This window comes from Paraburkholderia sp. MM5482-R2 (genome assembly GCF_050436125.1).
Taxonomy (GTDB): Bacteria; Pseudomonadota; Gammaproteobacteria; order Burkholderiales; family Burkholderiaceae; genus Paraburkholderia; species Paraburkholderia tuberum.
This window is the reverse complement of the sequence record NZ_JBNDLP010000003.1, coordinates 2,934,543-2,956,580: the sequence shown is the minus strand read 5'-3', so window position 1 is coordinate 2,956,580 and position 22,038 is coordinate 2,934,543. Positions and strand designations below refer to the sequence as shown.

Sequence of the window (22,038 nt, the reverse complement as noted above, 5' to 3'; positions counted from 1 at the left end):
AATGCTCATGAACCCCGTTGGGCCGAGGCGGAGCTGACCATCGCCTCGATGCCGCCAACCGCGAAACGAATCAGATAGGTGCGCATGCGCTCGATATGTGCTGTCGTAAGTGCCTTGGCTCCGGAGCGCGCTTCCTGCGCGTAAAGCTCGTTGAGCACGAGATGAAACACGGACTCGACGAAATGCTGCACCAGTTCGACGGTCTCCCGCGTGACGCGGGGAAGTGCCTTGGCGAAGGCGTCGCGGTAGCGCGCGGCCGCAGGCGCGTATTGGTCATAAAACGGCGCCGTGAGATCGGGGCGCTCCAGAAGACAGCCAATCTGGGTTAGCAGGCGCAAGTAATTTCGCCACCCCGGATCGCCGCTCTTCAGATGCGCGAAGGCCGGTGCGGAAAGTGCGGTCACGATTGCTTCGACGCCGGGGCGCTTGTCTTGCAGGGGTGCCAGTTCGGCCTCGAGCGATTCGATGACCTGCCGGCTGATCACCGCGGCGCGACGGCCGATCGCTTGCTGAAACAGCGCGTCTTTGCTGCCGAAGTGGTACCGCGCGAGGCTCAGCTCCATGCCGCAGCTCTGCATGATGTCGCGAATCGACGTGCCGAAGTAGCCGTGCATCGCGAACAGCCGCTCGGCCGTATCGAGAATGCGCTCTGGCGTCGTGCTGCGCGCCGTGGCACGCGGCTCATTGATGGCAGTTGCCCGTCTGCTGGCGGCGTGCGTGGTGCTGGACGGCATGGTTTCCCTTTGATGGCGGGCGCGAGCCAGAAAGCGCGCAACATCCCCTTCCGTGAATGATAAATCGATCTTGCACACTTGTGCAAAATAGAACATAGTTCAACTATTGGTACCTCGCGCAAAAGCAGAGGTGCCTGCAAACAAACGATTGATGGAGACGGGAACCATGGCCGGCGCGCTGCGACTTGAGGACTTCGACGATCCTGAGTTCAACCCCTTTTTCGAGGATTCACTCGCTTACGGTGCCGATGCGGACCCTTATCCACGCATTGCGGAACTGCGGGAAAAGGCGGCGGTTCAGGAAGGCGACTACCGTGTGCTGATGGGCGGCGCGGCGGACCTGACCATGTCCGATGTCGCGCACTATTCCGTATTCGGATACGACGAAGTCTCGAAGGTGCTTGGCGACCCGGCAACGTTTTCAAACAAGTCTTACGAGCGCAATCTCGGCATCAGCTTCGGGCGCAGTATCTCGACGATGGATGCGCCCGAGCACTCGCGCTACCGCCGCATCTTCCAGAAGGCCTTTTTGCCGCACACCGTCGCGGCATGGGGCGATACGCTGGTCGACCCAGTGGTGAGCGAGCTGATGTCGAAGTTCATGGATCGCGGACAGGCGGATCTCGTCAACGAGTTCACGCTTCACTACCCGTTCAACATCATCTATCGGCAACTGGCATTGCCGCCGGAAGACGTGAAGATCTTTCACAAGCTCGCCATCGCACAGACGCTGGTTTCGATCGATGTCGAGCATGGCGTGGAGGCATCGACGAAGCTGGGCACCTATTTCGCGCGGCTCGTCGACGAGCGCCGCAGTAATCCCGGCGACGATCTGGTGAGCTCGCTGGCCACCGCGGAGGTGGACGGCGAGCGGCTACCGGACGAGGTTGTCATTTCGTTTCTTCGCCAGCTGGTGAATGCGGGCGGCGACACGACCTATCGCGCGACCAGCGTACTGTTGCTTGCGTTGCTGCGCGATCCGGTACAGCTCGAAGCGGTGCGCCAGGATCGCACGCTGGTCGCGGCGGCGATCGAAGAGGCTCTGCGCTGGGACGGCCCCGTGCTGATGCAGTCGCGTATGGCGACGCGTGATGTCACGCTCGGCGGTGTCGAGATTCCTGCCGGCGCATTTCTCGACGTGGTGGCGGGCAGCGCCAATCGCGACCCCAGCCGTTTCGCCGATCCGGACAGGTTCGACATCTATCGCAAGGCGGCTCACCGGCACTTTGCATTCGCCTATGGCCCGCACGTGTGCATCGGCCAGCACCTGGCGCGCGTGGAAATGACGCGCGCGCTCAACGCGATTCTCGACCGCCTGCCCAATCTTCGGCTCGATCCGGCCGCGCCAGCTCCACCGATCAACGGGATCATGATGCGGGTTCCGCATTCGATTCCCGTCATCTTTGGCTAACAGGAACCACGCCGGCCTCGCGTGCTATGGGGCTGGCCGACAAGGCACGGACGGTGGAGAACGCATAGATGACCGAGTTTGACTTTATCGTGATTGGCGCGGGTGCGGCGGGTTGCGTGCTAGCCAATCGTCTTTCGGAGAGCGGGCACCATACCGTGCTACTCATCGAGGCAGGTCCGGAAGATCGCAATCCGTTGATCCGGATGCCAAAGGGCTTTGGCAAGCTGCTGGGCGACCCAGCTCATGCCTGGTTCATTCCGGTGCAGCCCGATCACGGCAACGGGCATCGCAACGAAATCTGGCTTCGCGGCAAGATGCTCGGCGGTTCCAGCAGCATCAACGGCATGGTGTATATGCGAGGTCATCCCAAGGACTACGACGGATGGGCCGAACTGGGTGTCGAGGGCTGGAGCTGGCAGAACCTGGCGCCTTGCTTCCGGCGCATCGAAGATCACGCGCTCGGCGCCGATGAGCTGCGTGGAGAGGGCGGCCCGCTGAAACTGTCACCGTACGCGCAGCGCAATCGAATTGGCGAGGCCGTACTCGAAGCGTGCCGGTCGCTCGGCGTGCGGCGCGTGGAAGATATCAACAGGCTCGATCATGAGGGGGTGGCCTATCTGATCTATACGATACGCAACGGTCGTCGGCAAAGCTCGGCCGAAGCCTTTCTGAAGCCTGCGAGGGCGCGCAAGAACCTCACAGTCGCTACCGGCACGCAAGCCGCGCGAATCGTGTTTGACGGCACACGCGCCGTCGGCGTGCAGTGCGAAAGCGCGGGGCAGCAGATCGCTTACCGTGCGCGTCGCGAGGTCGTGCTCTCGGCGGGCGCGATCGAGTCGCCGCGGCTTTTGCAGTTGTCGGGCGTGGGCGATCCCGGCCATCTGCAGTCGCTTGGCATTCCTGTCGTGGCGGCGAGTCCGGGGGTCGGACGGAACCTGCGCGAGCACTATCTATATATGCTGCAGGCCCGTTTGCGGCACTGGCGTGATTCGCAGAACCGACAGTTCAGCGGCATGCGCTTATGGCGCAACGCGATGCAGTATCTGCTGTTCCGCCGTGGCGTGATGTCGCTCGGCTCGTACCAGGTGGGCGGCTTCGTCAAGACCGCGGCGGATGCGATGCGTCCCGATGTTCAACTGATGATGGCGCCGTACTCGATGGATTTCGGCGCGGCCGGTTACGCGTTCGAGTCGTTCCCAGGCATGCAGCTCTTCAGCTACCCGCTGCGCCCGCGCAGCGAAGGGCACGTCAGGATCCAGTCCGCGGACCCCCGCGTGCCGCCCGAAGTCGTCGCGAACTACCTTGCCGATTCGTACGACCGGCAGATGGCTGTCAACGCATTCCGGTTCATGCGCAGCGTGCTGGCCGCCGAGCCGCTTGCCAGCCTGCTGGCAGGGGAGACACGCCCAGGCCCCGCCGTCCAGACCGATGACGAGATTCTCGACCTCTACCGGCGTGAAGGCCAATCCGGCTATCACGCTTGCGGTACCTGCAAGATGGGATCGGACACGCTTGCCGTGCTCGATTCGCGGCTGCGCGTGCGCGGTGTCGAACGCCTGCGCGTGATGGATCTCTCCATAACACCCACGATGATCTCCGGCAACACGAATGGCCCCATGATGGCGATGGCATGGCGCGCCGCCGGCCTGATCCTGGAGGACGCGCGATGAGCCGCCTTGAAGACTACAGCGGGCGCTTTACGAACATCGACTTCGAGCGACGCGACGGTGTTTTGCAAGTGCGCCTGCATACCGATGGCAGCCCGCTCAAGTGGGGCGCGCTCGATCGCAGCATTCACAGCCAGCTAGGCGAGGCGTTCTACCAGATCGCACGCGACCTCGACAATCGCGTAGTCATCCTGACCGGCACCGGCGATTCGTTCTGCGACGCGATGAATGACGCCGAGTTGCCGGCGGAGCCGCTTGTGCAAGTCTGGCCGCGCCTGCAGCGCGAGGGGCAGGACCTGCTGATGCAACTGCTGGACATTCCGGTTCCGGTGATCGGCGCGATCAACGGGCCGGCACTCATTCATGCCGAGTTGCTCGTGCTGTCGGATATCGTGCTGGCCTCCAGTCGCGCCGAAATCTCGGACCAGGCGCACTTCGTTCACGGCGTCGTGCCGGCGGACGGCGTGCAGATCGTCTGGCCGATGCTGATTGGCCACAACCGCGCCCGCTACTTTCTTCTCAGCGGCGAGCGCATCACGGCGCAGCGCGCGTGGGAGCTTGGCGTCGTCGGCGAAGTCGTCGCGCACGACACCTTGCTCGAACGTGCGTGGCAAATGGCGCACGAACTCGCGGCGAAGCCGATCGAAACGCTGCGATACACGCGCGCGGTCTTCACGCAGCCGTTCAAGCGCCGCATGGTTGACGAACTGGGCTACGGGCTCGCGCTCGAAGGGCTCGCCGGTATTGCCGCGCAGTCCGGCAAGAGGTAGCCCGTCAACGCGAATGTTCACGAATGGGAGACACGATATGACCTTGGTAGTGCAAGCATCAATGGAGCGCAACGCGATCGTTCAGCAGGCGCTCGACCGCGCCACGCGGGAAGGCGGTGAGATCGGCGTGCAGGTGGCGGCCTATCTGAACGGCAAGCTCATGATCGACGCATGGAGCGGCGTGGCCGATCCGTCCACCGGCCGTCTGGTCGACGGCGAAACGCTGTTCAATGTGTATTCGGTGACGAAGGCGGTTGCAGCAACTGCGTTGCATATCCTGGCCGACCGCGGGCTCATCGAATACGACGCGCCGGTGACGCGCTACTGGCCGGAGTACGGTGCCCACGGCAAGCAGAAAACGACGGTGCGCGATGTGCTGACTCATCGCGCGTGTGTGCCGCAAATGCCCGAAGGCGTCACACCGGAGCTGATGTGTGACTGGCAGTGGATGACCAGCGCCATCGCCAACCTTGAGCCGCTTGCGGAGCCGGGGACGAAGACGCTGTACCTCTCGATGACGTTCGGCTGGATCGTTGGCGAACTGGTGCGGCGCGCCGATCCGAAGAAGCGCTCGCTGGGCCGTTTTGTCCGGGAGGAGATTGCGATGCCACTCGGCATCGACGATCTGTGGATCGGCATTCCCGACGAAGTCGAACCGCGCATCGCACGTCTCACCGATGCAATGGTGCCGGTTCCCGCGGAATACCTGCCGCCGCTGTTCCTGCGCTCGATGCCGCAACAGGTCGCATTGGCGCCGCCAGTGTTCGAGCGCCCGGACGTGCGGCGCGCGGAAGTGGCGGGCGTTGGCGGGATCTTCAACGCGCGCAGCGAGGCGCGCTTCTGGGCAATGCTGGCATGCGGCGGCGAGTTGGACGGCGTGAGGATACTCTCGAAGGAGCTCGTCGCCACGCTGAACACGCCACGCGCCAATAGCGAGGAGCCCGACCCGGTGATGTTCGGCTTTCCGATTCCAATCACGATCGGTGGCTTCTGGTTCGGCGGCAACCATCCGCCGGTGACGGCGGCACGTTCACCGCGCGCTTTGTGCCATCCGGGGCAGGGCAATTCGATCGGCTGGGCGGACCCGGATACCGGGCTCGCCGTCGCGATCTGCCATAACAAGCTCTTCAACCCGGCCACGCCGGAAGAAGATCCGCTGCTTCCGATCGCTGCGGCGATTCGCGACGCACTGGATCTGAAGTGATTGGCACGATGCGCATGGATATCGAGTATTTGCAGCAATGGACTGGGCGCACTGAGGAAGTGCGGGACCAGCTCACCTGCACGCCGATGGCGGCCCTCAGCGCCATGCTTGACCACGATGACGCGCTTTCAGCACGTGGCGATGACTTGCCGCCGTTGTGGCACTGGCTTTATTTTCTGCCGGTTCATCGCCAGTCGATGGTGGGGGCGGACGGTCATCCGAAACGCGGCGGCTTTCTGCCGCCGGTCGATTTGCCTCGCCGCATGTGGGCGGGCAGTCAACTCGAGTTTCTACGGCCGCTGAAAGCGGGTAGCGCGATCACGCGTCTTTCATGCATCGAGAGTGTTGCGCACAAGCATGGACGTACCGGCGATCTCGTGTTCGTGAAGGTCAAGCACGAGGTCAGCGACGCTGCTGGCCTTGCCATCGTCGAACGCCAGGATATCGTGTATCGCGATCATCCGGCCGCCAGCGAAAAGCCCGCAGCATTACAGGCCGCGCCGATGGGCGCTCAATGGGCACGCGAGATCAATCCCGATCCGGTGCTGCTGTTTCGCTACTCGGCGCTTACGTTGAATGGTCATCGCATTCACTACGATCGGCCTTACGCGATCGGCGCAGAGGGATACGAGGGACTCGTCGTGCATGGCCCGCTGCTCGCCACGCTACTGATGGACTCGCTCGGATCGGAGTTGCCGGGCGCGCGCGTCGGAGCATTTTCGTTCCGCGCGATCAAACCGGTGGTGGACACTTCGCCTTTCTATGTTTGCGGAAAGCAACACGAATCGGACCAACGCAAGGTGAGCTTGTGGATCGCCGGCAGCGACGGATCGTTGCGCATGGAAGCCACGGCTGTTCTGATCTGATCGTCGAGCCGGTCCGCTGGCGGGGTCGCCATAGCCGGACCGGACGCTGAATGGGAGACTTTATGCGTTCGTTTCTTTTTGTGCCGGGCAGCAAGCCTGAACGATTCGCCAAGGCGCTCGCGGCAGGCGCCGATGCGGTGATCGTGGACCTGGAGGACGCTGTCGCAGATGCGGACAAAACGTCGGCGCGTGCACGTGTTGCCGGTGCGGTACGAACATTTTCGGCATCGGCGGTTCGCGTACTGTTGCGCATCAATGGAGCGGGTACGCAGTGGTTCCAGCAGGACCTTTCGCTCGCAGCGTTCGATGGTATCGATGGCGTGGTGTTGCCAAAGGCTGAGAATCCGGCTGCTCTGACCGCTGTCGCGGCGGCAACGGCGAAACCCATATTGCCGACCATCGAATCTGCCGAGGGCGTCTGGAACGCACTGGACGTGGCGCGCATGCCCGGCGTCGAGCGACTCATATTCGGCTCGGTTGACTTCGAACTCGATCTGGATTGTGACGGTTCATGGGACGCGTTGCTGCTCGCGCGTTCGCGTATTGTGCTGGCCTCCCGCGTAGCGGGCATTCAGTCTCCCGTGGATGGCGTTAGCGTGGCAATCGATGACGAACGACAACTCGCGCACGACTCGTCGAAGGCGCGATCGCTGGGCTTTGGCGGGAAGCTGTGTATTCATCCGCGCCAGGTTGCAGCGGTCAATGCGGCGTTCAGCCCGAGTGCGAATGAAATTGCCAAGGCGCGGCGAATCGTCGACGCGTATGAGCGGGCGGAAGGCGGGGCGGTGTCCGTAGATGGACGGATGGTGGACTTGCCGGTATTGCTCAAGGCGAGACGTATCGTTGGCTTGTCTGAAAGCGTGCGAGGTTCAGACGAAGGGTAAGTGACGTGGCGGGTGAGCGCCGCACCGCCCGCGCCACCACCGCATCATGTGGCGCGGGCGTGACGCGGTATCGCTTACACCGGATCCCAGGGCGTGAGCGCCATGGACGGCACGTTCGGGAAGAAGCTCGATTCGAACGCCGGCATGACCTGCTCGGCAATCGCTTCAGGCGTCCAGCCGCCGTCGCGATGCAGCGAACGGATCATGCGGATCTGGTTGAAGAAGTAGATCTCGTTGGCGCGCACGCCGAAGATCTGACCCGAAACCTTTGCGGCCTGGTCGGACGCAAGGTAGACCGCGAGCGGCGCGATCTTGCGCGATTCCATGCGCTTGAGAATTTCGACGCGTGCTTTTTGCTCAGGCGTCTCCGAGGGGATCGAGGCCGTCATCGCGGTCCATGCCCATGGTGCGATGCAGTTCGAGCGCACGTTGAATTTCGCCATGTCGAGGGCAATCGACTTCGACAGACCGACGACCCCCATTTTGGCGGCGGAGTAGTTGGCCTGTCCGATGTTGCCGATCAGACCAGAGGTGGAGGTCATGTGAACGAAGCTGCCGCCGTTTTGTGCCTTGAAATGCGGAGCCGCCGCGCGTGCCACGAAAAACGACCCGTTCAGATGCACGTCGACTACGGCCTTCCACTCGTCGAGGCTCATGTTGAAGAACATGCGGTCACGCACGATGCCGGCGTTGTTGACCACACAGTCGACGCGGCCGAACGTGTCCAGCGCGGCCTGCACGATCTTCTGCGCGCAATCCCATTCGGCGACGCTATCCGTCGAGGCAAGCGCTTGCCCGCCGGCCTCCTTGATTTCTTCGACGACGCGCTCTGCGGCGAACTGGCCGGATTCGGCGTTGCGACCCAGGTCGTTGACGATGACCTTTGCGCCGTTCGCCGCGAATTGCAACGCAAAATCGCGCCCGATGCCGGCACCCGCACCCGTTACCACTACCACCTTGTCCTTGACGAAATCGCTCACTCTTGTCTCCGTTCGATAGGCGTTGATGTAAAAAAGCTCGCTTCGGTATAATATCAAAACTGAACGGCGTTGCATAATATGAACGCTGGCACGTTGATGCAAAGTGTGACGACTCATCCATTCGAAGACGACCAACTGATAGGAGACGCGAGATGAACCCTACGAAAGACTGGACCGTGCCGGACCATGTTCCGCGAGAACTCGTGGTCGATTTCGACTATATGAATCCGCCAGGCGTGCAAGACGATGTTCATATGGCGTGGAAGACGCTGCACACCGGGCCCGATATCGTCTGGTCCCCGTACCATGGCGGCCACTGGATCGCCACGCGCGGCGAAGACATCGAGGCGATGCAGAAGGACCACACCCATTTTTCGCATCGCAGTGTCAACATCCCGCCGCTCAACGAGACGCAGCTCGTGCCGCTCGAGCTTGATCCGCCCGAACATACCGCGTACCGCAACCTGATCACGCCCGCTTTCCTGCCGCAAGCTATCTCCTCGCTGGAAAGCGACGTGCGCAGCCTCGCAATCGAGCTGATGGAAGAAATCGCTCCACGCGGCGAATGCGAGTTCGTCTCGGAGTTCGCGAAGATCCTGCCGATCGTGATTTTCCTGCGTCTTGCCGATCTTCCGTTGAGCGATCGAGGACAATTGCTCGAATGGGCGGAATGGGCCGTGCGCGGCAACGTCGAGCAGCGCAACGAATCCCAGCACCGGCTGATTGGCTATATCTCCACCTGGGTGGAGAAGCGCAAGGCAGAGGCGGGCGGCGATCTCGTCAGCCTCATCGCCAACGCGCAGATCGACGGCAAGCCGATCAGCCCCGAGCGGATGTTCGGGATGTTTATCGTCGTGCTGTTCGGTGGCCTCGATACCGTCGCGTCGATGATGGGTTTCATCGCGCGCTTTCTGGCGGAGAATCCGGCGCACCGGAGGCAACTGATCGAGAATCCCGATCTGATGGTGTCGTCGGTCGATGAGATGATTCGTCGCTTTGGCGTGGCGAACACCGCGCGGCTCATCACGCAGGACATGGAATACAAGGGCATCCAGTTCAAAAAGGGTGACCAGATTCAATTGCCGAACTCCCTGTTTGGCCTCGACGAGCGCAAGTTCAGCGATCCGCTCGCCGTCGATCTGACGCGCAAGCCGGTGCTGCACGCCGCGTTCGGCAACGGCCCGCATCGCTGCCCGGGGTCGTTCCTTGCGCGTACGGAGATCAAGGTTTTCCTCCAGGAGTGGCTCAAACGCATTCCCGATTTTCGCATTCGCGAGGGCGACAAGCCCCGATGCGGCTCGGGCTCCGTCAACGGCATGCTCTATCTGCCGCTCGTCTGGGACGTAGCGCCCTGAAGTATCCCCACCCTCAACGACTCATCGACGATCATGAAAAAGTGGCAATGCATTTTTTGCGGTTTTTACTACGACGAAGCAGCGGGACTTCCCGCGGAGGGCATCGCGCCTGGCACTCGCTGGGAAGACATCCCGGATGACTGGGCATGCCCCGAGTGCGGTGCGACCAAGGCCGACTTCGTGATGTTCGAAGTGGAGGCCTGAGCGCGGGCGCGCGCACGGCGCAAGGCCGTGCGCTTCATCGCTCAGGATCAGGCGCGCTCGAACACGGCGGCAATACCCTGGCCACCGCCGATGCACATGGTCTCGAGTGCATAACGTCCTTTCCGGCGCGTCAACTCGTGCAACAGCGTTGTCATGATGCGCACGCCCGTTGCGCCAATCGGATGGCCCAGCGATATGCCAGAGCCGTTCACGTTGAGCCGGTCGGTATCGTGCCAATTCCAGCCTTTGAGGACTGCCAGCACCTGACACGCGAATGCTTCGTTTACTTCGACAAGATCCATCTGCTCGAGCGTAAGCCCGATGCGCGTCATCAGCTTCTGCACTGCGGGCACGGGCCCAATGCCCATGCGTGATGGCTCGCATCCGGCTGCGGCCCAGCCGGTCAGCCAGGCCATGGGTTCGAGTCCGAGCGCTTCGAGGCGGTCTTCCGCGACGACGAGGCAAGCGGCAGCGGCATCGTTTTGCTGGCTGGAGTTGCCTGCGGTGACTGTGCCGCCCGGCATCAACGCGCGAAGCTTGCCGAGGCTTTCCATGCTGGCGTCGGCGCGGAATCCTTCATCTTTGGAAAACAGAAGCGGCTGGCCTTTTTTCTGAGGAACGCTGACCGCCACGACCTCTTCGGCCATATGGCCGGACTCCCATGCGGCGGCCGCGCGCTGATGGCTGCGCAGCGCGAACTCGTCGGCGGCCTCGCGGCTGATGCCATAGTCGGTGGCCAGATTTTCCGCGGTCTCGATCATGCCGGAGATAAAGCCGAAGCGCGATTCCGGCTGTGAGCGCTCGCGGCCCCGCGCGAGCCGGTCGTGAAACTGGACGGAGCCCGACCGTGCGCCCCAGCGCATGTCCGTGCTGTAGTACTCGATATTGCTCATACTTTCCACGCCGCCGGCCAACACCACGTCGGCGGCGCCGGTCTGCACCATCATCGCGGCGGTGACGAGCGCCTGCAGGCCGCCGCCGCAACGTCGGTCAAGCTGCATGCCCGGCACCTCCACGGGCAGGCCCGCCTGCAGCGCAATCCAGCGGCCCACGCAAGGTGTTTCGCTGTTCGCGTACGCTTGCGCGAAGACGACGTCGTCGATGCGAGCGGGATCGAGTCCTGCGCGCCGGATCGTTTCATTCGCAACGAGCGCGCCGAGATCTTCGACGCAAACGCCGCGCAGGCTACCGCCAAAGGTGCCGACGGGCGTTCGTACAGGGGAGACAATTGCCGCGCGTTTCATCGGACGTTTCCTTGCAAAGTTTGAAGTTCTGATTCGGGTGCGGTTGCAATCAGCCGACGAGCGTCGCGCTTCTTAAGCGATTGGAAGGCGGGACGCCCGCCATCTGATCGAGAGCGCTGCGATGATCCGGATGGGCGATTGCCAGCATGCGTTCGCGCCTTTCGCGCAGCGTCAGGCCGCGCAGATCGGCCACGCCGTATTCGGTCACCACGATGGCGGCGTCGCTGCGCGGCGTGCTGACCGGTCCGTTCAACGACGCGACGATGCGGGTCGCGCCTTTGCCCGCTGTGGACGGTAATGCGATGACAGGAACGCCGCCACGCGAGCGCCGCGCGCCGCGCAGGAAATCCAGTGCGCCCCCCACCGCGCCCACATACACGCCACCGGCAATTTCGGCGTTGATCTGGCCACTCAGATCGACCTCGACCGCCGAGTTGATGGCGACGAACCGGTCGATGCTTGCGAGCACGTTCGGATCGTGCGTGTAGCGGGTCGAACGAAACTGCACGGCGTCGTTTCGATGCGCGAACTCGTGTATGCGGCGCCCCCCCATCATCACGCCAGCAATGGTCTGGCCCGTGTCGATGGTCTTGCGCGCATTGTTGATCACGCCGCTTTCCATCAGATCGGCGACTTTGTCCCCGATCGTGCCGGAATGGATGCCAAGGTCTCGCCGGTCGCCGAGGCAAGCGAGGATCGCTTCTGGAATCGCGCCGAGGCCGAGTTGAATGGTGGCGCCGTCTTCGATCAAACCGGCCGTGTGCCGTGCAATCGCCAGCTCCGTCGGGCTGACGGCGCTGGACGAACTGTCGGGCAAAGCGCGCGACGTCGGGACCATGAAGTCGAGGTCGTCGTCGCGAAGATATCGCTCGCCGTAAGTCCAGGGTGCCTGTTCGTTGACTTCCGCAATGATGACGCGCGCGCGCTCGAGCGCCGGGATCAGATACTCATGCGCGACGGACAAGCTGTAGCGGCCGTGCGCGTCGGGTGGCGCCAACTGCAGTAGCAGGACGTCGATCGATAGCTGACCCGACTCCATCATCTCTGGCAACTGCGAATAATGGCAGGGCAGGATATCAAGCGCGCCAGCCTTGGCCAGTGCGCGGTTGGAGCCGCTCCCGCAGTACGAAACGAAATCGATGCAGTCCGCGTGCTCAGGCCGGCACGTGTCGTAGTTGCCGGCGCCGAGAAAGACCCGGAACGCGCCGATGCTGTGCCGCTGCTGAAGTAGAGTGCGCGTGAGCGCAAGGGGCTCTGCGTTCGATTGGCCCCATGCGACGGTATCGCCGGGGCGGATGATGGACGCGAAATCGACGGCGTCCGCCTCTAGCTGTAAGGGCATGGTGTTGTTTGCGTCAGGTGGCGGGTTGCGCAAGGGCCTGGGCTTCGTCGTGCTGCCCACGTACTGCGCCTGTCGCGACGAGTTCCGCAATCCGTTCGTCGCTGTAGCCGATGCTCCGCAGCACGAGTTCTGTGTGCTCGCCAAGGTATGGAACGGCGAGCGGTGGCGACCCAGGCTCCAAACGGAAGTGAATCGGGTTTGCAACGTGGTTGCGTCCGGACGGATCCCTCTGGACCATCCCGCGCTCGTGCGCATGCGGATGGTCGAGCGCTTCGGCGAGCGAGAGCACCGGCGCCACACCGATGTTTCGGCCTTCGAACCAGCAGAGCCATTCATCGAGTGTGCGAGTCAGGAAGATTTGCATCAGGAACGCCCGGACGCGTATCTGGCCTTCACCGGCTGGGCCGATCGCGTCGGCGACGAGATCCGGACGGCCGAGTGGTGTAAGCAGGTTGGTTGCGAAGCTGTGTTCCCGGCCGCCAAGGCAGAGCCACTTCGAATCGGCGGTCTCGTAGGTGTCGAGCAACGCGAGCCCGCTGTCGCCTTCAGTCGGCCCTCGCAATTGGCTGTCCGGCGCGTTGAGCAAGCGGCCGCTCAGATACGGCTGCGAGGTGAGCGCCGCATCGAAAAGCGCCATGTCGATGTAGTCGCCGCGCCCCGTTTCCCGCGCGCGCAGCAGCGCCATCAACACGGCGGACAACGCCGTCAATGAACCGGCCAGCGCAGCGAGCGACGGCCCCGTGGCAATTGGGATTCCCCGGCCATCGCGCGGCAGCGTGCCTGCAAGCGATTGAACTACCGGATCGTGTGCGGGCAATTGAGAGAGCGGGCCGGTTTGGCCGAATGCGGTAATCGCACAATAAACGACTCCCGGGTTCGTCCGGCTGATCGTGTCGTAGTCGATGCCAAGCCGAGCGGCCACGCCCGGCCTCGACGATTCGATCACGACATCGGCCTCGTTCATCAGCTTGAGCGCGACCTCGCGTGCGTCCGGATGTTTCAGATCGAGCGCGATACTGCGCTTGCCGCGGTTGATCGCGGCGAAGAACGCGCCGTCGGTGCCGGGTGCGCCGCGGGTGGGGTCGCCGGTGACCGGTTCGATCTTGACGACGTGCGCGCCGTGATCGGCGAGGTTGGCGGCGAGGAACGGACCCGGCATGAATTGCGACAGGTCCACGACGCGAAGGCCGGTCAGTTTCATGCCAGAGCAGCGCTGAAGCCAAGCTGGCGTTGCGCAATCGCGGCGGCTTCCTTCACGATGCGACCGATCAATTCCGCACAGGTCGGCAAGTCGTGAATGAGGCCGGTCACGATACCGGCGGGGAAGGCGCCGCCTTCCACTTCTCCTGTCACGAATGCGTCCATCCAGCGCTGTGCTCCGGTCAGCGCGTAGAGGTCCGAGCGCGTCACGTTGCCGGCGCGCTCGAGTTCGAGCGCGGCGAGACTCACGCTGTTCCTGGCCACCCGGCTTGAATCGCCGATCGAGCGGCCAACCAGCACCGTATCGCGCTCGCTCGCTTCCAGCAGCCGTTGCTTGATCGCAGGGTGGACGGGGGACTCCTGCGTGAGCATGAATCGGGTTCCCATGTTGATGCCGTCCGCGCCGAGCGCGAGAGCCGCCATCAGCCCGCGGCCATCGGCAAAGCCGCCGGACGCGAGAATCGGCACCTTCAGCTTGTCGGCGGCAGCGGGAATCAGGATCAGTCCAGGGATGTCGTCTTCGCCAGGGTGCCCCGCGCATTCGAACCCGTCGATGCTGACGGCGTCCGCGCCGAGCGATTCGGCCTTCACCGCGTGGCGAACCGTCACGCACTTGTGCACGACCTTGACGCCCTGCGCCTTGAACTCGGCGATGTATTTCGCCGGATTGCTGCCTGCTGTCTCGACGACCTGGACGCCTTGAGACACGATCGTGCGCACATACGCGTCATAGTCGAGACCGACATTGGCGCCGAGAACGGTCAGGTTGACTCCAAAGGGCTTGTCGGTGAGCGAACGCACCCTGTCGATTTCGCGCCCGAGTGCATCGGCGCTTGCATGGGTGTGCGCGGAGATGAAGCCTAGACCGCCCGCATTGGCCACGGCCGCCGCCAGTTCGGCCCGCGCCACCCAGCGCATGCCGCCTTGAATGATGGGATATTGAATGCCGAGTAATTCAGTAATGCGATTGACATACGGTTTCATCGCGCGCCTGTAGCCTGGATAGGAAGTATCGGTGCCAGAGAAATGCGCGTGACGCGCGTGACCTGGCAGGCTCTGTTCGCCACGACAGCGTGGCGCTTTTTAGCAATTCAACAATCGCGAAACTGGGGTTTGCGCTTTTCGGCGAAGGCTGCCATGCCTTCCTTTCGATCTTCTGTGGCGAAGGTCGAATACGCCATACGCCGCTCGAACAGGATGCCTTCTGCCAGGCTCGATTCGTAGGCGCGATTGACGCACTCCTTGGCCATCGCTACGACGGGTTGCGAGTATCGCGCGATCTCGTCGGCCGTTTTCAGCGCTTCCTCGACGAGCGTGTCGGCGGGCACGATGCGGCTCACGAGGCCGCATCGTTCGGCTTCAATGGCGTCCATCCTGCGGCCGGTGAGGATCATTTCCATCGCCTTCGATTTGCCGAGCGCGCGCGTCAGGCGCTGCGTGCCGCCGGCGCCGGGAATGGTCGCGAGCGTGATTTCGGGCAGGGCGAAACGGGCGTTGTCGGCGGCGAGAATGAAGTCGCACATCATGGCCAGTTCGCAGCCTCCGCCTAACGCAAGACCCGCGACCGCGGCGATGACCGGCTTGCGGCAACGCGACGTGCGTTCCCAGTTCGACGTGATGAACTGATTCTTGTACACGTCCATGTACGTCCATTCGTTCATCATCTTGATGTCGGCGCCGGCGGCGAACGCCTTTTCGCTACCGGTCATCACGATGGCGCCGATGGCGGGGTCGGTTTCGAGGTCGTCGAGTGCCGCCGTCAGCTCATCCATCAGCTGGTTGTTCAGTGCGTTGTAGGCTTGCGGACGGTTCAACCTGATCAAGCCGGTTTTCCCGTGCGTTTCGACGATGATCGTCTCGTAGGCCATGGTTCTTCCTTGAACGAATGAGGGTGAACACCTAGACCCGGATGGGGCCTGCTCGCCGATGATTTGCGTGTCTGTGGTGCGCCGCACGGCAGCGTCCGAGCGTATCGTGCGTTGCCAATTTTGTGAACGACGTTTATGATTCTGAATGTGCGACCCAGCTTTGTCAATTGAGCGCGAGGTCAGAATTGCTAACGGAAAACACCGCGAGGAGACACTGCATGACCACTCGTCACGAGGACGGACAGATTCGCGTTGAGCAGCGTGGGAACCTGCTCTTGATGGGCATTGACCGGCCGGAAAAGCGCAATGGTTTCACGCCGAAAATGTTCACCGAGCTTGCGATGGCTTACACGCAGCTCGAGAAGAGCGGCGATATTTTTTGCGGGCTGGTATACGCCGAAGGCGATCACTTTACGGCAGGGCTCGACATGCCAAAGGTCGCGCCGTTGCGCCGCGAAGGGAAACCGCTGCTTCCTGAAGGCGAGGTCGATCCGTTCAACTTGCGCGCGCCGCTGCGTACCAAGCCGGTCGTCATTGCGCTGAAGGGAATCTGCTTCACGGTCGCGGTCGAATTGATGCTTGCATCGGAAGTGGCTGTTGCGGCCGACAACTGCCGTTTCTCCCAGCTTGAAGTCAAGCGGGGGATCATGGCAGGTTGTGGTGCGACGTTTCGCATGGTGCAGCGAGCCGGCTGGGGCAACGCAATGAAGGTACTGCTTACCGGCGACGAATTCACCGCAGACGAGGCACGGCACATGAACTTCGTGCAGGATGTCGTGCCTGTGGGGCAGGAGTTCGACCGGGCGCTCGCGATCGCCGAGCGAATCGCGGCACAGGCACCGCTAGCCGTGCAGACCACGATGCAGAACGCGCGCGTTTCGCTGGGACAAGGCTGGCAGGATGCTTACGCGACGATTCAGTCGACCCAGCAGTTTCTCTACAACACTGAAGACGCGAAGGAAGGCGTTCAGTCCTTCATCGAAAAACGTACGGCGAAGTTCGTCGGACGCTGATGCAAGGCTTCCGGCGCAGCCGGTGTGAATTCAAGGGGACCGTTTGCTATGACAAAAGGCGCATTGGCGGGTGTTCGCGTACTCGACCTGAGCCGCATTCTCGCGGGGCCTTGGGGGGCTCAGATGCTGGCGGATTTCGGCGCGGAGGTCATCAAGGTCGAGCGTCCGGGCAAGGGCGACGATTCGCGGCAATTCGGCCCCCCGTTCCTGATGGATCGGGAGGGAAAGGTCACGCGCGAGTCGACGTTTTTTATCAGCGCGAACCGAGGCAAGAAGTCGATCACGTGCGATATCTCCACGGCCGAAGGCCAGGCGCTGATCCGCTCGTTGGCGGCGCACTGCGACGTGTTGATCGAGAACTATAAGGTTGGCGACCTCAAGCGTTACGGGCTCGACTACGACAGCCTCAAGCTGGTCAATCCGCGCCTGATCTACTGTTCGATAACCGGATTCGGTCAGACCGGACCGTATAGCCCGCGCCCCGGCTACGACTCGATTTTCCAGGCGATGGGTGGCCTGATGAGCGTGACCGGAAACGGCGACGACGTGCCGGGCGGCGGGCCAATGAAAACCGGGCCCAGTCTTGCGGACATCCTGTGTGGTCAGTACGCCGCTTCGGCGATCATCGCAGCGCTTTATCATCGCGACGCGGCGCAAGGCGGTACCGGGCAGGGGCAGTACATCGACCTGGCGTTGCTGGACGCGATGATTGCTGCCACATCGCACTATGCAAGCCAGTATCTCGTTTCCGGCCAGATTCCCATTCGGCGCGGTACCGAGGGCAACGGTGGTATGCCGTCCCGCATGTTCCGCTGCGCCGATCGCGACATCATGATCGTGGCGGGCAACAACGAGCAATACGCGCGGATGTGTAACGTTCTGGGGCACCCCGAGCTAGTCAGCGATCCACGATTCAGCGAGATTGCGCTGCGCGTGAAGAATCGTCGCGCGCTGGGCGAAGTGTTCGAGCCGCTGATCCTTCAATGGCAAAGCGATGAACTGCTCGCAGCACTCGACGCCGCCGGGGTGCCGGCCGGACCGATCAACAATCTGGAGCAGGTGTTCGCAGATCCGCATGTGCAGGCACGCGCGATGTGCGTCGAAGTTGCGCACCCGCTCACGGATAAGGCGGTTCGGATGGTCGCCAACCCGGTCAAGATGTCGGGCACGCCTATCGATTCGTACGGGGCGCCGCCGATGCTCGGACAACATACGGACGACGTGCTGCGTGATGTGCTGAGTATGTCGCAGTCGGATATCGATATCCTGCGCGAAAAGAAAATTCTATAGAAAGGACATCAACGGCGAGTTCGGCAAGATCAACGTGGTGCTCGTGTTCGGCGACGCGAAGAAGGTGATCGAGGAGATGGTGAAAAGTTGCAGCTAAGGGGGAGTCATGACGACTGAGAGAAGCAACAGCCGTATCGTATGTACAGACCACGTAGAAGTCGGGTGTATCCACTCCGGTAGGGACGCCCCGAATATCTCGCGTCCGCATCAACGTTCGGACCCTCCCGTGCGCGGCGGAAAGTCCCCTCATTGGGCTTGGGCGAACTGCCGCAGCGAGTTCGACTGGATGGACGTGCACTTGCCGTTCTTCACGTCGGAATGGTTTTAAGAAATTTCTCAACCGACGCGATCGAGTCCCAAAGGTAACGGCGAAAAAACGCCTTGGCTCCGTGTCCCGCAGCCAAGGCCAAACTCCACACGCTCTCGCGAAGTGTGTGAGAGGAGAAACAACTGATCGCTCTTCAAGCTTCGTGGTACGCGCCCGGCGGGAAGCTCACTGCTCGGATCGAGGCTCGCGATAATGCAACTGGACGTTTCATATATTGCACCGTGTTCAAAAAGACGCACTAGAGCATTGACTGTCCGCCGTCCACACTGATAGTCTGCCCGGTTATGAAATTAGCGTCGTCACTACATAGAAATGCAACTGTTCGTCCAATATCGCGCTGAGGATCGCCGAAGCGGCCAAGCGCAATTTCAGAGAGATAGCGAGTGCGTTCCTGAGGATTGGCTTCGAGGTAGGCTTCGGCGGCAGGCGTGAGCGCTGCCGGGCAAATGACGTTGACGGTAATGCCGTAGACGCCCCATTCGCGCGCGGCAACACGCGAGAGCCCACGAATGCCCTCCTTGGTTGCGGCGTACGCGCCGAATCCCTTGAGGCCTTCGATACCGGTGCGCGAGCCGAAGTTGATGATGGCGCCGCGGCCCTGCGACTTCATCCGCGGCAATGCGGCCTGCATGAAATACAGCGTGCCGTACAAGCCCGATTCGAGCGTGTTGCTCCAGTCATCGTCGGTAACGGACTCGAGCGGCACCCCCGGGCTGCTGCTTTGGGCATTGTTGATGAGTGCGTCCACACGTCCGAATCGCTCGACGGCAAGTTCGACCGTCCGCACGGCGTCGGCGCGATTGCGCGTATCGCCGGGCACGACCAGCACTTGCGAACCGAGGGCGCTCAATTCCTCAGCAGCCCGCGTGAGTTTGGCCTCCGTGCGACCAGTGAGGACCAGACTCGCCCCCTCGGTGGCAAGCGCAAGGGCGATGCCGAGTCCAACGCCTTGGCCGCCTCCGGTCACGATGGCGACCTTTTCTGCCAGTTTTTTCGTGTACATGAGTGAATCCAGAAGTGAAGGTTGATGTTGCTGTTCGACGCCCGAGCGTATTGCGTAAATGGTCTGGAAGATGATGCTTCCACATTTCAGTTTTTCGAACGATGTTCAAATATATCTCAAGCGGTGTGAGGGAGCGCCCTGGCGTATTCCCGCATTCGGGTGGTGTAAAAGTGTGCCAGATTGTGATCGATGTAAAACTATGTGAATAGTTCCCGTATAATCTATACAGTCAATTCATGGGGAAAATCATGTTGAAAGAGACCTCAGCGCCGGCGGACCGGGACGTCAGCGGGCCGCGCTCGCTGACCCGACTCCTCGGAATTTTCGATGTGCTGGCGAAGTCTCCGGACGGGATGTCGCTAGCAGAACTGAATGTCGCTCTCGAGTCACCTAAGAGCAGCCTGCTCAATCTGCTGCGACCTCTGGTGGCGGAAGGGTACTTGATGCACGACGTAGGCCGCTATCGCCTGGGACCGTCGATCTTCCGGTTGTCGGCAGGCGTGATGGCCGCGTGGAATTTTTCGAAGATACTGCGCCCGTTCCTGGTGGATCTCTCGAAGAGCACCAATGAAACCGTGTATGTCGGCGTCCTTGACGTCGAACACAAAGAGATCACCTATGTCGACGTGATCGAGAGCGAGCAATCGGTGCGCTATTCAATGCACATCGGTTTGCGTCGCCCGCTCTATTGCACGGCTGCGGGCCGCGTGCTGCTCGCCCATGCACCGGACGCTTTCCTTAACGACTACATGAAGACGGTCAAATTCGAGCGCCGCACCCCGCAAACGATCGCAACGAAGAAGGCGTTGCGTGACGAACTCGACCACATCCTCGAAAGCGGCCTGTCGGTGAGTCGCGGTGAACTACTGCCGGATTCGGCCGGCGTGTCGTCGCCGATCTTCGGACCGAATGGCAATGTCATCGCGGCGATGGCAATTGGTGCGCCGCTCGAACGCTTCGACCGCGAACGTCACCGGCTCGAAGAGAACATGATCAGAGTCGCCCAGCGGGCGTCTGCGTTGGGTGAGGCAGAAGAGGAGTGACTCGCCAGTCGATCGGCGGCGCAGTGAAGCGGGTGCTTCAATGCGCCGCGGTCGCGGTGCGGTCGAAGAAGCGTCGTACCCGCGCGCAACGGATCGGTCGCAACGACCGTCAGTGTGTACGACGCTTCGGCAGCATGGAGGCGACCAGCAGTCCGGCGATCGAACTGCAGGCGATGTAGACGAATACCGAAACATAGCCACTATCGGCCGGAAACGATGCACCGTCGTGTCCCGCCGTCGCGCTGCGCAGCAGCGCAAATACCGCCTGGGCACCTACCGCGAAGAAACACGAGAAGAAAACGTAGAGCATGCCCGTTGCCTCGCCTGTCTGATGTGCAGGCGTCGCTTCCACGATCTGGTTGTACAGCGCCGTGCTTGCGAAGGCGAGGCCGAACGAGCACAGCACCGCACCCGGAACGAAGAGCAGCAGGCTGCGATGAAGCACGATCAGCGAGGCCCAGCCCAAGGCCAGTATGAGCATGCCAATCAAGGCAGCGGGCCGGGCCTTGTAGCGGGCCGCAACCCGGCCGCTCCATGGGCTCGCGACCAGCGCGACGATGTTGACGCTGAACATCAGTAATCCGGCTGCCGTCGCGCTCAACCCGAATCCGGCGTGCGTGCCGGCAGGTTGCTGGGCGAGCAGCGAGAAGACCTGTCCTAGTTGCATGGCGCCTGCCGCGAGGAATGCCATGCATGCATTGGCCAACATGACTTCGCGCCTCTTCAGCAGACGCACATTGATGAGCGGATGACGCGCCCCGTGTTGATGGCGTGCCCAGAGTCCGAGCACGATCATCCCGCCAGCGATCAAGCCCCACAGCCGCGGATCGCCGAGCCCCCACGTGCGGATTTGCTGCACCGCGAAGAGGATGGCGCAAAGCGCCGGAGCGAACGCGAGACCTCGAACGTAGTCGATCCGTACGCCGGGATTCGGTGGCGACGGCGGTGCCCACGCGCGTACCGCCGCGACGGCCACGACGCAAAGCGCGACTTTGAACCAGAAGCCGCCCTGCCACGAGTAGTGATCCACGACAACGCCCGCGCAGATGTAGATCAGCCCCGCCGACACCATGCCTGCCGCGCTGATCAACCCCACCGCGGCAGGCAGCCTGGCGGGTGGCAGATTCTCACGAACCAGACCGATGGAGAGTGGCGTAATGCCTGCCGCGATTGATTGCATCGCACACCCCGCGACGAGCATGCCGACATCGGTCGCGCATGCGGCCACGACTGCGCCCGCCGCAGCGATCGATATCACCACGAGCAGGATGCGGCGGTAGCCCAACAGGTCGCCGAGTCGCCCGCTCACCGCGGCAAAGACGGCCGAGCCGAGCCAGTACGCGGTGACGGTCCAGCTCACGGTGTTCGACGCAGGAAAAGCCTTGTAGAGCGTGACCAGCACGGTGTAGATGACGGTGATGCCGGACGAGGCCGCTACCGCGGCAAGCAGGATCGCCATCGTGAACCCGCGCGGTGGACCCACCACGGGTTGCGCTCGGTGTGCCGGCTGGGAGAGTACTTCGGCTTGCATAAACGTCTCCGGTTGTGTGTCTTCGTTTCGATTATACTTATATACGAACGGCGTTCGTATTGATGTTTTTGGAGAGTTCGATGCCGACCGCAAGGATCGCG

20 protein-coding genes are annotated in these 22,038 nt (G+C 62.3%); 11 read left to right on the top strand and 9 right to left on the bottom strand.

All coding sequences use genetic code 11. The features are described 5' to 3' along the window. Window positions 1-5 precede the first annotated feature (5 nt). A complete protein-coding gene (locus OKW37_RS35510) occupies window positions 6-830 on the bottom strand; it encodes a TetR/AcrR family transcriptional regulator (protein ID WP_429403725.1) in 825 nt (274 codons plus the stop codon). A gap of 70 nt (window positions 831-900) precedes the next feature. On the opposite strand from OKW37_RS35510, the gene OKW37_RS35505 reads away from it, so the two are divergent. From OKW37_RS35505 to OKW37_RS35480, 6 genes are all read left to right on the top strand, one after another. Next, window positions 901-2,145 (top strand): cytochrome P450, encoded by a 1,245-nt coding sequence (locus OKW37_RS35505; protein WP_429403724.1) that lies wholly within the window; start codon window positions 901-903, stop codon window positions 2,143-2,145. Window positions 2,146-2,213: 68 nt separating this feature from the next. After that, window positions 2,214-3,815, top strand: coding sequence for a GMC family oxidoreductase (locus OKW37_RS35500; protein WP_429403723.1), 1,602 nt, complete (start codon window positions 2,214-2,216; stop codon window positions 3,813-3,815). Continuing rightward, the gene (locus tag OKW37_RS35495; protein WP_429403722.1) at window positions 3,812-4,582 is read left to right on the top strand and encodes an enoyl-CoA hydratase/isomerase family protein; all 771 of its coding nucleotides are present in this window, start codon (window positions 3,812-3,814) and stop codon (window positions 4,580-4,582) included. The genes OKW37_RS35500 and OKW37_RS35495 overlap by 4 nt, the downstream gene beginning before the upstream one ends. Window positions 4,583-4,619: 37 nt before the next feature. Beyond that, entirely contained in the window at window positions 4,620-5,786 is a 1,167-nt protein-coding gene (locus tag OKW37_RS35490) for a serine hydrolase domain-containing protein (protein WP_429403721.1), read from the top strand. 8 nt (window positions 5,787-5,794) lie between these two features. Next, entirely contained in the window at window positions 5,795-6,652 is an 858-nt protein-coding gene (locus OKW37_RS35485; RefSeq protein ID WP_429404379.1) for an FAS1-like dehydratase domain-containing protein, read from the top strand. A 62-nt stretch (window positions 6,653-6,714) separates the two neighbouring features. Beyond that, window positions 6,715-7,536 carry an HpcH/HpaI aldolase/citrate lyase family protein gene (locus OKW37_RS35480; RefSeq protein ID WP_429403720.1) on the top strand — a complete coding sequence of 274 codons (822 nt, stop codon included), beginning with the start codon at window positions 6,715-6,717 and terminating at the stop codon, window positions 7,534-7,536. Window positions 7,537-7,610: 74 nt separating this feature from the next. Here the strand turns inward: OKW37_RS35480 and OKW37_RS35475 are convergent, their stop codons facing one another. Then, window positions 7,611-8,516 (bottom strand): SDR family NAD(P)-dependent oxidoreductase, encoded by a 906-nt coding sequence (locus tag OKW37_RS35475; protein ID WP_187611676.1) that lies wholly within the window; start codon window positions 8,514-8,516, stop codon window positions 7,611-7,613. Between the two features lie 152 nt (window positions 8,517-8,668). On the opposite strand from OKW37_RS35475, the gene OKW37_RS35470 reads away from it, so the two are divergent. Both OKW37_RS35470 and OKW37_RS35465 read left to right on the top strand, forming a co-directional pair. Beyond that, entirely contained in the window at window positions 8,669-9,871 is a 1,203-nt protein-coding gene (locus OKW37_RS35470; RefSeq protein ID WP_429403719.1) for a cytochrome P450, read from the top strand. A gap of 33 nt (window positions 9,872-9,904) precedes the next feature. Beyond that, window positions 9,905-10,075: a rubredoxin gene (locus tag OKW37_RS35465; RefSeq protein ID WP_090808851.1), complete on the top strand. Its 171-nt coding sequence runs from the start codon at window positions 9,905-9,907 to the stop codon at window positions 10,073-10,075. A gap of 47 nt (window positions 10,076-10,122) precedes the next feature. On the opposite strand, the gene OKW37_RS35460 is transcribed toward OKW37_RS35465, so the two are convergent. The 5 genes from OKW37_RS35460 to OKW37_RS35440 all read right to left on the bottom strand — a co-directional run bounded on the left by OKW37_RS35460 (window position 10,123) and on the right by OKW37_RS35440 (window position 15,729). Beyond that, the gene (locus OKW37_RS35460; protein WP_429403718.1) at window positions 10,123-11,319 is read right to left on the bottom strand and encodes an acetyl-CoA C-acetyltransferase; all 1,197 of its coding nucleotides are present in this window, start codon (window positions 11,317-11,319) and stop codon (window positions 10,123-10,125) included. A 49-nt stretch (window positions 11,320-11,368) separates the two neighbouring features. After that, a complete protein-coding gene (locus OKW37_RS35455; RefSeq protein ID WP_429403717.1) occupies window positions 11,369-12,661 on the bottom strand; it encodes an acetyl-CoA hydrolase/transferase family protein in 1,293 nt (430 codons plus the stop codon). A 13-nt stretch (window positions 12,662-12,674) separates the two neighbouring features. After that, window positions 12,675-13,862, bottom strand: coding sequence for a CaiB/BaiF CoA transferase family protein (locus OKW37_RS35450; protein ID WP_429403716.1), 1,188 nt, complete (start codon window positions 13,860-13,862; stop codon window positions 12,675-12,677). Continuing rightward, window positions 13,859-14,845 (bottom strand): NAD(P)H-dependent flavin oxidoreductase, encoded by a 987-nt coding sequence (locus OKW37_RS35445; RefSeq protein ID WP_429403715.1) that lies wholly within the window; start codon window positions 14,843-14,845, stop codon window positions 13,859-13,861. The genes OKW37_RS35450 and OKW37_RS35445 overlap by 4 nt, the downstream gene beginning before the upstream one ends. A gap of 107 nt (window positions 14,846-14,952) precedes the next feature. Then, window positions 14,953-15,729, bottom strand: coding sequence for an enoyl-CoA hydratase (locus tag OKW37_RS35440; protein WP_184050304.1), 777 nt, complete (start codon window positions 15,727-15,729; stop codon window positions 14,953-14,955). 218 nt (window positions 15,730-15,947) lie between these two features. Here OKW37_RS35440 and OKW37_RS35435 point away from each other — a divergent pair, with 218 nt between their 5' ends. Both OKW37_RS35435 and OKW37_RS35430 read left to right on the top strand, forming a co-directional pair. Next, window positions 15,948-16,742, top strand: a complete 795-nt coding sequence (locus OKW37_RS35435; protein WP_429404377.1) for a crotonase/enoyl-CoA hydratase family protein — start codon at window positions 15,948-15,950, stop codon at window positions 16,740-16,742. A gap of 48 nt (window positions 16,743-16,790) precedes the next feature. Further along, the gene (locus OKW37_RS35430) at window positions 16,791-18,032 is read left to right on the top strand and encodes a CaiB/BaiF CoA transferase family protein (protein ID WP_090808861.1); all 1,242 of its coding nucleotides are present in this window, start codon (window positions 16,791-16,793) and stop codon (window positions 18,030-18,032) included. Between the two features lie 566 nt (window positions 18,033-18,598). On the opposite strand, the gene OKW37_RS35425 is transcribed toward OKW37_RS35430, so the two are convergent. Beyond that, window positions 18,599-19,363 (bottom strand): SDR family NAD(P)-dependent oxidoreductase, encoded by a 765-nt coding sequence (locus tag OKW37_RS35425; protein WP_018425469.1) that lies wholly within the window; start codon window positions 19,361-19,363, stop codon window positions 18,599-18,601. Window positions 19,364-19,611: 248 nt separating this feature from the next. Between OKW37_RS35425 and OKW37_RS35420 the strand changes: the two genes are divergently transcribed. Next, complete coding sequence (locus OKW37_RS35420) at window positions 19,612-20,406, top strand: IclR family transcriptional regulator (protein ID WP_184061923.1); 795 nt, start codon at window positions 19,612-19,614, stop codon at window positions 20,404-20,406. A 109-nt stretch (window positions 20,407-20,515) separates the two neighbouring features. Here OKW37_RS35420 and OKW37_RS35415 read toward each other — a convergent pair whose 3' ends face one another. Next, the gene (locus tag OKW37_RS35415; protein WP_429403714.1) at window positions 20,516-21,937 is read right to left on the bottom strand and encodes an MFS transporter; all 1,422 of its coding nucleotides are present in this window, start codon (window positions 21,935-21,937) and stop codon (window positions 20,516-20,518) included. Window positions 21,938-22,038: the final 101 nt, after the last annotated feature.